Source organism: Actinomadura kijaniata, from assembly GCF_014138665.1.
In the GTDB taxonomy this organism is placed as follows: domain Bacteria; phylum Actinomycetota; class Actinomycetes; order Streptosporangiales; family Streptosporangiaceae; genus Spirillospora; species Spirillospora kijaniata.
In genome coordinates this window covers 732,699-747,228 of record NZ_JACJIA010000003.1, presented here as the reverse complement: position 1 = coordinate 747,228, position 14,530 = coordinate 732,699, and the positions used below count along the sequence as shown (strand labels likewise).

Below are 14,530 nucleotides of genomic sequence, written 5' to 3'. Positions count from 1 at the left end.
TTCGGACGGACCGTCCTCGCGCTTCCCCGGCCGCCTCGCGCGCCGCGACCTAAACTGGCCCGTATGTTCCGGGCCACCGGTCGTGTGCTGCGCGGGGCGGCCGTCGCCGTCGTCGTGCTGCTCGCCTACGGCTACGGGATGCTCGGCGGGGGCCGCGGCGACCACGGCGGCGCCGTGCCCGGGGCCGTGGCCGCCGGGGACGCCCCCGAGGACCCCGCCCAACGGATCGCCGCCGCCGCGCGCGGCGGGATGGACCGCCGGGCCGTGGAGGCGATGCTGCGCCGGCTGGGCGACCGCTGGGCGCGCTACTACTCGGCCGAGGACTACGCCGACCACCAGCGGCGCCTGAACGGCCGTCACGGCGGCGTCGGCCTGTGGCTGGCCCCCGGCGGCCACGACGGGCGCGACGGCGGCGCACGGGTCCGGGTCGCCGGGGTGCGGCCGGGCTCGTCCGCCGCGCGGGCCGGGGTGCACGGCGGCGACGTGGTGCTGCGGGTGGACGGCGCGTCCGTGGCGGGCTGGGACGTGACGAGGGTCGCGCGGGCGCTGCGCGGCGCCCCCGGGACGCGCGTGGCGCTCACCGTGGGGCACCGGACCGGCGGGGAGCGCCGCGAACGCCGCCTCCTGCTGTACCGCGCCGAGATCGCCGACCCGGCCGTCACCGCCCGCGACCTGCCGGACCGCGTCCGCAGCATCCGTGTGACGGGTTTCACGCGCGGCGCCGGGCGGCTGGTGCGGCGGGAGGCGGCGCGGGACCCGCACCGCCGCGACGGCATCCTGCTCGACCTGCGCGGCAACCCCGGCGGGCTGCTGTCGGAGGCGGTGGAGACGTCCTCGGCGTTCCTGGCGGGCGGGCCCGTGGTGACCTACGAACGCACCGGGCGTCCCCCGCAGCGCCTCGACGTCACCGCGCCCGGCGACGCCGCGATCCCGCTGGTGGTGCTGGTGGACGAGGGCACGGCCAGCGCCGCCGAGGTGGTCGCCGCCGCCCTGCGGGACCGCGGGCGCGCGGTGATCGTAGGATCGCGTACCTATGGGAAGGCGACGGTGCAGGAACCCGTCCGGCTGCCGGACGGCGCGGCGGTCAGCGTGACCGCCGGTCGCTACCGCACCCCCGGCGGCCGTAACCTCGACGGGGTGGGGATCGCTCCCGACGTGGCGGTCTCCGCCGACCGACCGCCCGGCGCGGCAGAGCAGCGCGCCCGGGCGGTGCTGAGGGGCCTGCTCGCCACGCTGCCGGAGGCGCGCTCGGGCGGCGTAACAGAAAGAGACCGAGGCTGATTACGTGCCACGTGAGACAGGGCGCAAGCTCATCGCCCAGAACAAGCGTGCCCGCTACGACTACCACATCGACGACACGTGGGAGGCGGGCATGGTGCTGATGGGCACGGAGGTGAAGGCGCTGCGCGCCGGCCGTGCCTCGCTCGCCGACGGCTACGCCCACGTCATGGACGGCGAGGTGTGGCTGGAGCACGTGCACATCCCCGAGTACGTGCAGGGCACCTGGACCAACCACGCCCCCCGGCGGCGGCGCAAGCTGCTGCTGCACCGCCGCGAGATCCAGAAGATCATCGCGAAGACGTCGGAGCCGGGCTGGACCCTGGTGCCGCTGGCGCTGTACTTCAAGGACGGGAAGGCCAAAATCGAGATCGGCCTGGCCCGTGGTAAGAAGACCTACGACAAACGCCAGGCCATCGCCAAGCGCGAGGCCGACCGCGAGATGCGGAGGGCGGCCGCGGCCCGGTTCAGGAGACGGTGAAGGTGTCGATCAACAGTCGGGCCCGCAGGGCCATCGCGGCGGCGAGCGGAGCGGCGCTGGTCGCCTCGACGGCCAGCGCCTGTTTCGCCGAGCCGTCGGCGATGCCGACCGTGCGCGACTTCCTGATCGCCTGGCAGGTCGGCAACTACCGGGCGGCGGCCAACCTCACCACCGGCGCCGACCGGCGCCAGGTGGAACAGGCGCTCGGCCAGGTCCGCGCCCAGCTCGACGCGGCCTCGATGCGGCTGGAACTCGGCACCCCGGTGCGCTCCGGCGAGAAGACCACCAAGGCGATCACCAAGAAGGGCGACACCGCCGAGGCGAAGTTCTCGGTGAAGTTCGACCTCGGTGAGAACGGCCAGCCCTGGACCTACTCGAGCACGATGCCGCTCAAGCGCATCGGCGGCAGGTGGAAGGTCGTCTGGGACGCCTCGATCATCCACCGCCAGCTCAAGAAGGGGTACCGGCTGGCGGTGGTCAGCAAGGTCGAGCCGCGCGGGCAGGTCTACCACGCGGGCAACCAGTCGCTGCTGAGCCAGGTCCCGGCGGTCGTGGCGGGCGTCTACCCCGGGCAGCTCGCCGACCCCAAGAAGACCCTGGACCGGCTCGCCCGCGTGACCCGCCAGGACGGCGGGCAGCGGCTGGACGTGGAACGGCTGCTCGGCCGGGTCCGGTCCGCGCCGCCGGAGAAGTTCCTGTCGCTGCTGACGCTCCAGCAGCAGCAGAACCAGGCACTGATCCAGCGGCTGCGGAGCGACGTCCCCGGCCTGCAGGTCAGGGAGGCCAGGCTGCCGATCGGCTCGGTCGCGGCGCCCGAGGTGATCGGCACCCTCGGCCCGGCCACCGCCGACCGGCTCCAGCAGGTCGGCGCGCCCTACCAGCCGGGCGACACGATCGGCGTCAACGGCCTGCAACTGTCCCAGCAGCGGAGGCTGGCGGGCACCCCGACCGTCCAGGTGGTCGCGCAGGACCCGGCGGGCCGCGACGTCGTACCGCTGGCCTCCTGGCCGGGCGTGGAGCCACAGTCGATCCGCACCACCCTCAACACCAGGCTGCAGCGCAACGCCGACCAGACGCTGGCGAACCTGCGCTCCCCGGCGTCGCTGGTGGCGATCCAGACCAACACCGGCGCGGTGCTGGCGGTGTCCAGCCGCGGCACCGACGGCCGCAACGCCGCGTTCGAGGCGCAGTACCCGCCGGGGCTGGCGTTCGGGATCGTGTCGGCCGAGGCGCTGCTGCGCAACGGCATGACCGACACCGCGAAGACCGAGTGCCCGGCGACGGTGAACGTGGGCGGGCAGACGTTCCAGAACCCGGGCCCGCCGCGTAAGCCGCAGTCGTTCCAGCACAACTTCGCCAACTCGTGCGCGACGACCCTGGCGGGGCTGAGCACCCGTGTCAGCGCCGCCTCGCTGGCGCAGTCGGCCGAGCGGTTCGGGTTCGGCAAGGACTGGGGGCTGGGGCTGCCGGCGTTCACCGGATCGGTTCCGGCGCCCGCCAACGACGCTCAGAAGGCCGCCGTCATGACCGGCCAGGGCGGGGTGCGGATGAGCCCGCTGGCGATGGCGGCGGTGGCCGCGGCCGTGGACTCGGGCTTGTGGCGTCCGCCGTACCTGGTCGCCGACCCGCCCAACCGCGAGGTCCCGCAGTCGCAGGTGATCGACAGGGCGGTGGTGGACGGCCTGACGAAGCTGATGCGCCGTTCGGTGTTCAGCGGCACCGCCAAGAACGCGAGGGTGTCGACGAGCAGCGCCGTCTATGGCGTGGTCGCCACCGTGGACTACCAGGAGAAGGGTCAGAACAAGACCGTCTCGTGGTTCGTGGGGGCGCGCGACGGCACGGCGTTCGCGATCGCGATCGAGGGCAGGACGGACGCCGCCAAGGTGGCCGCCAACTTCCTGCGTGGCGGCACGCCCCCCCGGACGGCCACCACCCCGACCCCGGGCACCCAGCCCACCAACCCGGCCCGCCCCCCGAACGGCACCCCCACGGGCACCCCGACCGGGACGCCGTCCACGCAGCCCAGGTAGAAGCAGGGAACCCCGGCCGCCGCCGGGGTTTCCGGGGATCGTTGCCGCTTTGTTATCTCTTTGCCTGGGAGGCGCAACCCCGCCGGGCCCTCCCGGCGTCTTTACAGGTGACTGAGATGCCGCTTGGGGGGTTGCGGACTCAGTCGCCGTGATGAGACCAGAGCCTCGTCTCGGGGGAGGCTCTGCCGTCCGGACCGGCCCGACCCTGCCGGTCGGCCCCGGTGGGCGCGCCCTTTCGCCGCTCACCGGGGCTTCACTGCGTCCGGACCCCGACGGGAATCATCTTGGCGTCACCGGCGTTACCCTTGTAGTGTCTGCACGTGGACGTCCCTCGGGGCGTCCGCTTTGACAACTCAACATGGGGGTGACCGGTTTCGACTTCGGTAGGTCGAGCCAGGGGAAGCGGGTCGAGGGTTGCTGTCGTGACCTCGTAAATCCTGTGACAGCAAACCAATAACTGCCAACAAGAAGCAGTCCGAGTTCGCTCTCGCCGCCTGAGGCGAGTAGCGACTCTGCCGGCCCGGGAATGTCTCCGGCCCGGGATCCGGCATCATCAGGAGACTCCACCCACAAGCACGGCCGCGGTGTCTGTGGGAACACCAAACAGCGGATGAGCCCGTCGGCGACTTGCCTGCGTGAGCGCCGGGGCTGAGAAAACGCTGAGCAGGCTGCACCCGGAGAAGCCCTGACTCATCACCGAAGGACGCGGGTTCGATTCCCGCCACCTCCACCCCAACGGAAGGCCGCCGACCTGCACGGGTCGGCGGTCTTCTGCGTTCCGGGGGCGGGCTGCGCCCGGAGAAGCCCTCCGTGTCTGCCGCACCGAAGGACGCGGGTTCGATTCCCGCCACCTCCACCCCAACAGAAGGCCGCCGACCTGCACGGGTCGGCGGTCTTCTGCGTTCGGGTGATGGACGCGCGAGCGATGTCGTCGCGGACCTGCTTCGACGCCCGCTCTGCGGGCTTCTCCCGTGCCCGATTCCGGCGTTGCGGCTTAGTGCGCTGGTACTAGCGGTGGTCTCCTCAAGCAGTGCCAGGGCTTCTGCCCCAGTGGTCCGGTCGCGGGAGGACTCGGCTTCCAGCCCGAGTGGGCGACCTGCGTGACGGATCGGGGAAACCGCCACGCATCTTCGGAATTCCTCATGGAGAAGCCTTGCGTCGTACTCTGACGACTCTCTCGCTCGGCGCCGCTGCCGCCGCCTCGCTCGCCCTCGCCACGCCGGCCAACGCCGCCGCGCCGACGGCCCCGGCCGCCCCCACCGCGGACACCGCCCAGGCGGCCGCCAAGCCCGGCCCCTGGTCGAAGTGGAAGCACTGGTCGCTCCAGCCGGGTGTCGGCGGGGTCGAGGTCAAGGGCAAGAGCCGCTGGCGGAAGCAGAACGGCGCGAAGCAGGCCGAGATCCAGGTCAGCGTCCGCGACACCAACCTGAAGAACAGCAAGAACGCCTGCGCGAAGGGCATCAAGTACTACAAGCCCGTCGGCAACAGGTCCTTCTCGGCGTGCGGCGGCAAGAAGTGGAAGACCGTTACGATCCGCGAGTGGGGCCTGGACAAGGTCAACCTCTGGGAGTGCGTGGACAACGCCTGGTCGCGGGAGAAGTGCAGCAAGTCCAAGACCGTTTACGACGGCTGATCGTCGTAACCGGTCCGCAGGGACCGATGTGGTGCCATGAGGCGGCCCCGCCCTCCAGGTCGAGGGGGATGGGGCCGTTTCGCGTGGGCGCGGCGTCCGGCGGGCGCGAATCCCGGTTTCGGACAGGGAGGCGGGGTTACCATGAGCGCGCGGAAGCGGGCCGGTCACGGACCGGCGTGGACCGAACGACCGGAGCCGCCGTGTCTTCTCCCGGGGTGCGACAGCGTTCGGGGAACCTGCCCGCCGAGCTGACGACGTTCGTCGGGCGGGCGGACGAGCTGGCCGCGATCGGGGAGACGCTGGGACGGGCGCGGCTGGTGACGCTGGCCGGGACGGGCGGCGTCGGCAAGACGCGGCTGGCGCTGCGGGCCTGCTCGCCGAGGACTTTCCCGACGGGGCGCGGCTGGTGGAGCTGTCGTCGGTGACCGACCCGCCGCTGCTGCCCGACCGCCTGTGCCGGGCGTTGTCGGTGCAGAACCAGTCGGCGCGGCCCGACACCGACGTCCTGGAGCTGCTCACCCGGTCCCGCGCGACCAGCGACGCGCACGGCGAGGTGTGGGCGCGTTCCTACGGCGACTTCGTCCGGGGCATCACCGAGCTGGCGCGCGGCGACGCCGCCGCCTCGGTCGCCTACTCCCGGGCGGCGCTGGAGACCAAGCACCGGACCGGCGGCCAGGCCACCATGGCGCGATCATGGACGCGCTGGCGAACGCCGCCCTGGCGGCCGGGGACGGGGTCCGCGCGGCCCGGCTGCTCGGCGTGTCCCAGCGGCTGTGGAGCGCCGCCGGGACCCTCCGCGACCACGGCCCGGCCCTGCGCGCCGCCCGCACCGCCTGCGCGGACGGGGCCCGCGCGCTGGTCGGCGACGAGGGATACGAGTCGGCGTTCCGCCAGGGCGGCCGGGCCACGACCGACGAGGCCGTCGCCCACGCGCTGGGCGCGGACCGGCCGGCCGGGCGTGGCGCGGGCTCCCCGCTGACCCGCCGCGAGCAGCGGGTCGCCCGGCTCGTCGCCCGCGGCCTGACCAACCGGGAGATCGCCGAACGCCTCGTGATCTCCCGCCGCACCGCCGACTCCCACGTCGAGCACATCCTGGCGAAGCTGGGCTTCACCTCCCGCACCCAGATCGCCGTGTGGATCTCCGGTCGCCCTCAGGACCGCGCGTAGCGGGACGGCGTCGTGCCGACGGTGGCGGTGAAGTCGCGGATCAGGTGCGCCTGGTCGGCGTAGCCCAGATCGACGGCCAGGGCCGCCCAGTCCACGGGGGTGCCCGCGTCGGCGCGGGCGGCGGCCTCGTGCAGGCGGGCGCGGCGCAGCACCCACTTGGGGGAGGCCCCGACGTACTCGGCGAACACGCGTTGCAGCGTGCGCGTCGACAGCCCCGCCGACGCGGCGACCTGGTCGACGCGCAGCAGCGACGGCGAGGCCATGATCCGTTCGACGATCGCGGCGGCCTGGCCGGCCTGCGGGTCGGCCGTCGCGGGCAGCCGGGGCAGCAGGAACGCCTCGGCGAGCGCGGCCATCGCGGCGGAGTCCGGGGCGGCGAGGATCCGGTCGCCGGCCTCCTCGATCTCCGGGCCGAAGATCTCGGCGGCGGGGACGCGGCGGTCGGCCAGCTCCGCGACGGGCCCGGAGACGAACGGCCGGAAGCCGCCCGGCCGGAACCGCACGCCGAGCACCTGCCCCCGGCCTTCGAGTCGGCGGGCGAACAGGTTCCGGTCGACGCCGTAGACGAGCGGGGCGGGGCGTTCGAAGACCAGGTGGACGTTCGGGTGCGCCAGGACCCTGGTCTCGTACGGCTCGGCGACCCGCCAGCGGACATGCCAGTAGTACTCGACGAACGGCGCGGCGCGCGGGCCCGGCGGGTGCGTCCGGGTGTCAACGATGGGGGCGTGCTGCCTGGGGTACAGCACGCCGCGCGGCATGTCGGCCATGGGGCCAGGTTAGTGGCGCGTTTCTTCAAGAACGCGGGGACGGTTCGCTCATAGGTTCGAGGCATGAACGGGAACCTGCACGCACACCTGACCGAAGCCGCCGCCGAAGCCGCCCGCGTCGCCCGCGGGGTGCGGGCCGGGCGACTGGACGGGCCGACGCCCTGCGCGGAGTTCGACGTGCGGGCGCTCGTCAACCACTGGGTCCTCTACACCTCCCACGGGCTGGAGCACCGGGCCCGCCGCGAGCCCATCCCCGAGGAGCTCCTCGAACGGGACTTCACCGCCGAGCCCGGCTGGGCCGACGCCTACGCCGCCCGGCTCGACCGGGCCCTGGCCGCCTGGTCGGACCCGGCCGCCTGGGAGGGCGAGATCGAACTCGGCGGCATGGCCGTGCCCGCCGCGGAGGTCGCCGCGCTGATCCTCAAGGAGATGGCCGTGCACGGGTGGGACGTCGCCCGCGCCACCGGCCAGGAGTTCCGGCTGTCGGACGGGGCCGCCGGGCAGGTCCTCAGGACGGTGACGGAGAACGCCGAGCTGTACCGGCGGTACGACGGGTTCGCCGAGCCGAAGGAGGCGCCGGAGGGGAGCGGCCCGTTCGCACGGGCCCTCGCCGAGTCCGGCCGGGACCCCGACTGGAAGTCATGATCACAAAGTTGGGCGTTGGGTCTTCCGATGTGACGCAGCTCTCCGCTTGGCTGTGGCCATGCATGAACGGATCGCGGTCGTCACCGGAGCGACATCGGGGATAGGGAAGGAGATCGCGCGGGCGCTCGCCCGGAGCGGCCACCGGGTCGGCATCGTGGCCCGGCATCCGGTGCGCTGCGGAACGGCGGTGGAGGAGCTGCGGGCCGACGTCCCGGACGCGATGATCGACACGTTCCTGGCCGACCTGTCGACGCTGGCCGACGTGCGCCGCGCCGCCGGGGAGATCCGGGCCCGCTACCCCCGGCTCGACGTGCTGGTCAACAACGCCGGGGTCCATCTGCTGCGCCCCAAGGTCAGCCCCGACGGCTTCGACCGGATGGTCGCCACCAACCACCTCGGGCCGTTCCTGCTCACCAACCTGCTGCGCGAGCTGCTGGAGAAGTCCGCGCCGTCGCGCGTGGTCAACGTCGCCTCCGAGGCCCACCGCCACGCCGACCGCGTCGACGTGGAGCGGTTCGCCGAGCCCGGCCACTACGGCCGGGGCGGGTCGCTGCGCGTCTACGGCCGGTCCAAGCTGCTGAACATCCTGTTCACCCAGGAACTCGCCGAGCGCCTGGCGGGCACCGGCGTCACCGTCAACGCCGTGTGCCCGGGGTTCGTCGCGACCGGGCTGGCCGACGAGGTCCCCGGCGCGCGGCGGATGGGCGCGCTGCTGTCGCGGACGCCGCTGGTGCGCACCCCCGAGCAGGGCGCGCGGATGGCGGTGCGGCTGGCCACCGACCCGGAGTTCGAGGGCCGCACCGGTGGCTTCTACTCCTCCACGCCCGGCGCGGGCCTGCTGCCGACCACCCCCGAGCTGAAGGATCCCGAGCTGCGGCGCGCGGTGTGGGAACGCTCGGTCAGGCTTGTCGGACTGCCGGTGAGGTGATCCGGCCCGGTCATGCCGCTAGCTTTAGGTACGTGAGCCATCCGCATGACCCGTACCCGCCGCACCAGGGACCCGGACACGGCCGGGTCCCGCCGCCCGCCCCCGGCCCGCAGCACCCGGGCCCGCCGCCGGGCCCTCCGCCCGGCCCGCGGCCGGGACCGGGACACCCGGGCTCGCCCCCCGCCCCGCAGGCGGGACCGCAGCATCCCGGCCCGCACCCTGGCTCGCAGCCCAACCCGCACCCGGGGGCGCGAGCCGGCTCGCGGGCGGAGGCCTCGCGGCCGCGTTACGCGCCGCCCAAGGGGCGGCTGACGGACGTGTTCACCGGGGCGAAGTACCTGCTGCGCGGGCTCGGCTGGGTGGCGCGGCACCCCCGGCAGTGGCTGTTCGGGCTGATCCCCGCCGTGATCGTGCTGGCCGTGTACGCGGTCGTGCTGGGGCTGCTGGCGTTCAACCTCGACACCGTCGCCGCGTGGGTGACGCCGTTCGCCGACGGCTGGTCGGAGGGGCTGCGCACCGCCACCCGGGTGGTCGCCGGGCTCGCGGTGTTCGGGGCGTCGGCGTTCGTGGCGGTGCTGACGTTCACGGCGCTGACGCTGCTGGTCGGCGACCCGTTCTACGAGAGCATCGCGGTGCGGGTCGAGGACTCGCAGGGGGGCGCGCCGCCGGAGCCGGACGAGCCGCTGCTGACCCAGATCGCCCGCGCGGTCAAGGACGCGGCGCTGCTGGGCGTGATCGCGGTCGCGTTCGCGCTGGTGTTCTTCGTGTGCGGGTTCATCCCGGTGATCGGGCAGACCGTGGTGCCGGTGCTCGCGGCGTGCGTGTCGGGCTACTTCCTGGCGGGCGAACTCGCCTCGGTGGCCCTGGAAAGGCGCGGTGTCCACCGCCGGGAGCGTCTCGGGCTGATGAAGCGGCAGCGACCGTTGGTGGTGGGTTTCGGGGTGGCCACATTTGTGGTCTTCCTCATTCCCCTGGGAGCGGTTCTGGCCATGCCGGGCGCTGTGGCGGGCGCCACTCTGCTGGCCAGGGAGCGGCTGGCGATCAATCCGCTGCTCACCGAGGGTGGTCGCGACGCTCCCGAATATCGCTAAGGCGATAGGAAGCTGTGTCCTGAGTGTAATTACCGGCCCGAACCTAAATACCGATCTTCGCGTAACGTGTGCCGCATGTCCGATCAGGGGGAGCGCGGTGTGCGCTGGACCGAGATGAGCGAGAACGACGCCTTCGACCGGGAACGGGCCGACGCGCCGGGCGCGGTCCGGGGGGACGCGGGGAACGGCGGGGAGCCCGTTCCGCACGACGTGTGGGGCAAGGTCGAGCGGCCCGACGCGCGACGCCCCGCGCCCGCCCCGGCGGACGAGCCCGAGCCGGCGAACGGCACCCGGCGGGAGGCCCCGGCCGAGGAACCCTCCGCAGAGCCCGCCCCCGCCGACCCCACCCTCACCCAGCCCGTCACCACCGAGCCTGTCACCACTGAGCCCGCCCCCACCGGGCCTGTCACCGCCGAGCCCGCCCTCACCGAGCCGTTCACCGCCGAGCCCGTCGCCACCGGGCCCGCCCCGGCTGAGGCGCCGTACGCGGAGACGGGCCCGCAGCCGGCCGTTCCCGAGGAGCCGTACGCGGCGACCGCGGAGGAGCCGTACGCCGGGGCGGACGCCGGGACCGGCCCGCAGGCCGCCGTTCCGACCGTTCCGGCCGAGGCCGTGGAGCCCTACGTCCGGATCGAGGCGCCCGCGGACGCGGTCCGCGAGGACACCGGGCCGCGGCGGGGCGTCTCCTGGGAGGACGAGGAGCGGCCCGCGCCGCGTCCGGTCGCGCCGAGCGCCCCGCAGGCCGTGGCCGACGCCGGCCCGCAGCCCGTGGTCGGCGACGAGCCCGCCCCGGCCCTCGCCCCCGACGACATCAAGGTCGCGCCCGTTCCCCCCGGGCCGCGCGGGGAGGAGCGGGCCCCGGCCGAGCCGAAGCCGGAGCAGGGGCCGGGCTGGGAGGGCTCGCTGTTCGACGGCGACGGTGAGGGCGACCCGCGGTACGCGGCGGTCACCCCGACCGGCGCGGGCGTCCCGGCCAAGCCGGGCAAGCCCAGCAGCGGCAACTGGCAGATGCCCGACTGGATGGCCGACGAGACGGCGGCCGACGCCAAGCTCGGCGGCGCGAGCGGCCTGCCCGGCGAGGACGGTCGCGGCCGGTCGCGGCTGGTGCTGTTCGGCGGCGTGGGGCTGCTGGTGGTGGCCCTCGCGGTGGCGGGCGGCGTCTACTACATGAAGAACAGCGGCGGCGGCGAGCCCGCTCCCCGGGTCGAGGACAAGGGACGCCCGGCGGCGAACGCGGCCCGCAAGCCGCAGCTGCCCGCGCCGCAGCTCCCGCCGGACCGGCCGCTGCGCAAGTTCCCCGGCAAGGCCGGCAAGGTGACCGGACGCGTCGTCGACAGCCGTTCGGGCCTGGTGTACCCGCTGCTCGGCAAGCCGTGGCAGGTGCCCACCAAGAAGAACAAGCTGGGCGTGGCCGGCTGGTCCGGGCAGCAGATCCTGGTGACCGAACGCCGGGGCGGCCGGCTCTGGTACGGCCAGCTGCTCACCGGCCAGTTGCCGCCGACGCTCCAGCCCGCGTGGAAGGGGCCGGAGAGCCTCAAGGCCGTCACCGCGCTCACCGCCCAGAGCCTGGAGACCAACTACTACGCCTTCCCGCACCGGACGCAGCCGCTCGCCTCGCAGGCGCTCACCGTCGGCGGCCGCAAGGGCTGGCTGATCGCGTCCCGGCTCGCCTACCAGCGGGCGGGGGTGCGCGCGACCGGCGAGGTCGTCCTGACGGCGGTGATCGACACCGGTCGGCCGGCACCCGCCGTGGTGTTCGCCTCGCTGCCGAACACGCATGCGAGGATGCTGCCGGACCTCACGCAGTTCGTCACCCGGCTCAAGCCCGCCTCCTGAGGCCCCCGTCCGGGAGGTTCGACCGGAAACGCGGGCCGGGGCGGTGCGTGCGCGTTAAGTGACGTTTCGCCTACGCTGCCCGGCGTGGGGCACAACGACGATCACGCCGACGACGCGCCGACCGGCCCGCTGCCGATCATCCGTCCCGACGGCCCGGACTTCCCGCCGGAGGGGAGGGGCGCGTCGCGGGCGGAGGAGGGCCCGCAGCCGGGGATGATGCCGCCGCCCCCGCCCGGCCCCGTGCCGAGCGTCGCGCGGCAGCGCCTCCCGCCGCCCGCCGACGCGGAGCGTTCCGAGCCCGCGCCGCCGGTCGTGGAGGTCACCGAGGAGGCGCTGCGGCGGCAGGACGTGATGGCCGCCGCCGTGCTCGGGGCGTTCGCGGTGCTGCTGCTGGGCGCGCTGGTGGCGTTCCTGTGGCGGTGACCGGCTCCGGGGCCTCCCGTTACCGAATCTCGTTCTAATAGGGTGGGGGCACCCCCGAGCGAGAGGCGCGGTCATGGCGATCGGACTGACCGAGGAACACGAGGCGCTGGCGGCGTCGGTACGCGGGTTCGCCGAACGGCGCATCACCCCGGAGGTGGTGCGGGCGGCGCTGGGATCCGGGGAGCGGACCCCGGGGTTCTGGGACGCGCTGGCCGGGCAGGGACTGCCGGGCCTGCACCTGCCCGAGAGGCACGGCGGCCAGGGGTACGGCCTGCTGGAGCAGGCCGTTGCGCTGGAGGAGCTGGGACGCGCGCTCGCGCCCGGCCCCTACCTGCCGACCGTGCTGGCCTCGGCGTTCCTCGCCGGCGCGGGCGAACCGCCGGCCGGCCTCGCCGACGGTTCCCGCACCGCCGCCATGGCGACCGGCGGCCCGGCGCTCGCGCTGGCGGACGGGCGGCTGTCCGGCACCGTCCGGCCGGTGCTGGGCGCGCAGCTCGCCGACGTGCTGGTCCTGCCGGTCGAGGACGGGAGCTGGGTCGCCCTCGACGCCGCCGACGTCACCGTCGAGCCCCTGGAATCGCTCGACCTGACCCGTCCCGTCGGCGCGGTGACGGTGGACGGCGTCCCCGCGCCGGGGACGTTCCGCGGGCGGGCGGACGCGCCGGCGACGATCCTGCTCGGCGCGGAGGCGTGCGGCGTCGCGGGCCGGGCGCTGGCGGACGCCGTCGCGTACGCGAAGCTGCGCGAGCAGTTCGGGCGGCCGATCGGGCAGTTCCAGGGCGTCAAGCACCGGTGCGCGCGGATGCTGATCGCCGTCGAGCGCGCCCGCGCCGCCGTCTGGGACGCCGCCCGCGCGTTCGCCGAGGACCCGGACGGCGAGCAGTGCGCCTACGCCGTCGGCGTCGCCAACGCGCTGGCCGGGGACGCCGCCGTGTTCTGCGCCGAGGGCAACATCCAGGTCCACGGCGGCATCGGCTACACCTACGAGCACGACGCCCACCTGGTCTACCGGCGCGCCCTCACGCTGCGCGCGCTGCTCGGCCGCGCCGCCTCCGCCCGGCGGAGGGTGGCCGAGCTGGCGTTCGGCGGCGTCCGCCGCCCGATGTCGGTCGAGCTGCCCGCCGACGCCGGGCCGCTGCGGGAGCGCATCCGCGCGGAGATCGCCGCGATGGCGGCCATGGACCCTGCCGCGCAGCGCGCCGCGATGGCCGCGGGCGGCTGGGTCACCCCGCACCTGCCGCGGCCGTGGGGCCGGGACGCCGGGCCGCTGGAGCAGGTCGTCATCCAGCAGGAGCTGAAAGCGGCCGACGTCCGGCCGGTGCCGCTGATGATCGCCGCCTGGGTCGTCCCGTCGCTGGTCCAGTACGGCACGCCCGAGCAGCGGGAACGCTTCCTGCCGCCGACGCTGCGCGGTGAGATCGTCTGGTGCCAGCTGTTCTCCGAGCCGGGCGCGGGCTCGGACCTGGCCGGGCTGACCACCCGCGCCGACCGCGTCGAGGGCGGCTGGAAGATCACCGGGCAGAAGATCTGGACGTCCCTGGCCCGCGAGGCGCGGTGGGGCATCTGCATCGCCCGCACCGACCCCGGCCGGCCCAAGCACGACGGCATCACCTACTTCCTCGTCGACATGACGGCGCCGGGCATCGAGATCCGGCCGCTGCGGGAGGCGACCGGCGACGCGGTCTTCAACGAGGTGTTCCTCGACGGCGTGTTCGTCCCCGACGACCGGGTGGTCGGCCCGGTGAACGAGGGCTGGCGCGTCGCCCGCAACACCCTCGCCAACGAGCGCGTCGGGCTGACCAGCGCGTTCCAGCTCGGCGGGGACCTGCCCAAGCTCGTGCGGCTGGCGACCGGGCTGGGCTTGGCCGACGACCCGGTGGTCCGCGACGAGATCGGGCGGCTGGCCTGCGACGAGCACGCGTTCCACCTGCTCGGCCTGCGCGCCACGCTCAAGCAGCTGTCGGGGACCGATCCGGGCGCCACCGCCAACGTCCGCAAGCTCGTCGCGATGGAGCACGGCCAGCGGGTCACCGAGTACGGCTTCACGCTGCTGGGAGCCGAGGGCGCGCTGACCGGCGGCTGGAAGTCCGAGCCGCGCCGCCGGTGGACCCGGTACCTGCTCGCCTCGCGCGCGATGACGATCGGCGGCGGCACCACCGAGGTCAACCTCAACGTGATCGGGGAGCGGATTCTCGGTCTGCCGCGCGATCCCGTAACATGAGAATCCTTCACATCTACGGCGGGGAGCGGG

The 14,530-nt window shown here is 74.3% G+C and carries 13 protein-coding genes and 1 other RNA gene; 13 read left to right on the top strand and 1 reads right to left on the bottom strand.

Annotated features, from left to right (window positions below; genetic code table 11):
* Window positions 1-63: 63 nt before the first annotated feature.
* From HNR61_RS15665 to HNR61_RS46830, 7 genes are all read left to right on the top strand, one after another.
* Window positions 64-1,281, top strand: coding sequence for a S41 family peptidase (locus HNR61_RS15665; RefSeq protein ID WP_182843840.1), 1,218 nt, complete (start codon window positions 64-66; stop codon window positions 1,279-1,281).
* 4 nt (window positions 1,282-1,285) lie between these two features.
* The gene (smpB, locus tag HNR61_RS15660; protein ID WP_067832074.1) at window positions 1,286-1,759 is read left to right on the top strand and encodes an SsrA-binding protein SmpB; all 474 of its coding nucleotides are present in this window, start codon (window positions 1,286-1,288) and stop codon (window positions 1,757-1,759) included.
* A 2-nt stretch (window positions 1,760-1,761) separates the two neighbouring features.
* Complete coding sequence (locus HNR61_RS15655; protein WP_312897921.1) at window positions 1,762-3,789, top strand: penicillin-binding transpeptidase domain-containing protein; 2,028 nt, start codon at window positions 1,762-1,764, stop codon at window positions 3,787-3,789.
* A gap of 360 nt (window positions 3,790-4,149) precedes the next feature.
* Window positions 4,150-4,522: a transfer-messenger RNA gene (gene ssrA / locus HNR61_RS15650) on the top strand.
* Between the two features lie 420 nt (window positions 4,523-4,942).
* Window positions 4,943-5,422: a hypothetical protein gene (locus HNR61_RS15645; RefSeq protein ID WP_182843839.1), complete on the top strand. Its 480-nt coding sequence runs from the start codon at window positions 4,943-4,945 to the stop codon at window positions 5,420-5,422.
* A gap of 215 nt (window positions 5,423-5,637) precedes the next feature.
* The gene (locus HNR61_RS15640) at window positions 5,638-5,847 is read left to right on the top strand and encodes a hypothetical protein (protein ID WP_182843838.1); all 210 of its coding nucleotides are present in this window, start codon (window positions 5,638-5,640) and stop codon (window positions 5,845-5,847) included.
* Between the two features lie 268 nt (window positions 5,848-6,115).
* Entirely contained in the window at window positions 6,116-6,589 is a 474-nt protein-coding gene (locus HNR61_RS46830) for a response regulator transcription factor (protein ID WP_220509331.1), read from the top strand.
* Here the strand turns inward: HNR61_RS46830 and HNR61_RS15630 are convergent.
* Window positions 6,574-7,356 carry a helix-turn-helix domain-containing protein gene (locus tag HNR61_RS15630; RefSeq protein WP_182843837.1) on the bottom strand — a complete coding sequence of 261 codons (783 nt, stop codon included), beginning with the start codon at window positions 7,354-7,356 and terminating at the stop codon, window positions 6,574-6,576. The two genes, HNR61_RS46830 and HNR61_RS15630, sit on opposite strands and share 16 nt — an antisense overlap.
* Before the next feature lie 63 nt (window positions 7,357-7,419).
* On the opposite strand from HNR61_RS15630, the gene HNR61_RS15625 reads away from it, so the two are divergent.
* From HNR61_RS15625 to HNR61_RS15600, 6 genes are all read left to right on the top strand, one after another.
* Entirely contained in the window at window positions 7,420-8,001 is a 582-nt protein-coding gene (locus HNR61_RS15625; RefSeq protein WP_182843836.1) for a TIGR03086 family metal-binding protein, read from the top strand.
* A 58-nt stretch (window positions 8,002-8,059) separates the two neighbouring features.
* Entirely contained in the window at window positions 8,060-8,929 is an 870-nt protein-coding gene (locus tag HNR61_RS15620; protein ID WP_182843835.1) for an SDR family NAD(P)-dependent oxidoreductase, read from the top strand.
* A gap of 317 nt (window positions 8,930-9,246) precedes the next feature.
* Window positions 9,247-10,020, top strand: a complete 774-nt coding sequence (locus HNR61_RS15615; RefSeq protein ID WP_312897920.1) for an EI24 domain-containing protein — start codon at window positions 9,247-9,249, stop codon at window positions 10,018-10,020.
* Window positions 10,021-10,095: 75 nt separating this feature from the next.
* Entirely contained in the window at window positions 10,096-11,856 is a 1,761-nt protein-coding gene (locus HNR61_RS15610) for a hypothetical protein (RefSeq protein ID WP_182843834.1), read from the top strand.
* An 84-nt stretch (window positions 11,857-11,940) separates the two neighbouring features.
* Window positions 11,941-12,279: a hypothetical protein gene (locus HNR61_RS15605; RefSeq protein ID WP_182843833.1), complete on the top strand. Its 339-nt coding sequence runs from the start codon at window positions 11,941-11,943 to the stop codon at window positions 12,277-12,279.
* Window positions 12,280-12,352: 73 nt separating this feature from the next.
* Entirely contained in the window at window positions 12,353-14,500 is a 2,148-nt protein-coding gene (locus HNR61_RS15600) for an acyl-CoA dehydrogenase family protein (protein ID WP_182843832.1), read from the top strand.
* The last annotated feature ends 30 nt before the right edge of the window (window positions 14,501-14,530 follow it).

Bases quoted from the DNA above. Each gene is read 5' to 3' on its own strand.
- HNR61_RS15665 (WP_182843840.1), top strand. From the start codon at position 64: ATGTTCCGGGCCACCGGTCGTGTGCTGCGCGGGGCGGCCGTCGCCGTC.
- HNR61_RS46830 (WP_220509331.1), top strand. From the start codon at position 6,116: ATGGACGCGCTGGCGAACGCCGCCCTGGCGGCCGGGGACGGGGTCCGC.
- HNR61_RS15630 (WP_182843837.1), bottom strand. From the start codon at position 7,356: ATGGCCGACATGCCGCGCGGCGTGCTGTACCCCAGGCAGCACGCCCCC.
- HNR61_RS15625 (WP_182843836.1), top strand. From the start codon at position 7,420: ATGAACGGGAACCTGCACGCACACCTGACCGAAGCCGCCGCCGAAGCC.
- HNR61_RS15620 (WP_182843835.1), top strand. From the start codon at position 8,060: ATGCATGAACGGATCGCGGTCGTCACCGGAGCGACATCGGGGATAGGG.
- HNR61_RS15610 (WP_182843834.1), top strand. From the start codon at position 10,096: ATGTCCGATCAGGGGGAGCGCGGTGTGCGCTGGACCGAGATGAGCGAG.
- HNR61_RS15600 (WP_182843832.1), top strand. From the start codon at position 12,353: ATGGCGATCGGACTGACCGAGGAACACGAGGCGCTGGCGGCGTCGGTA.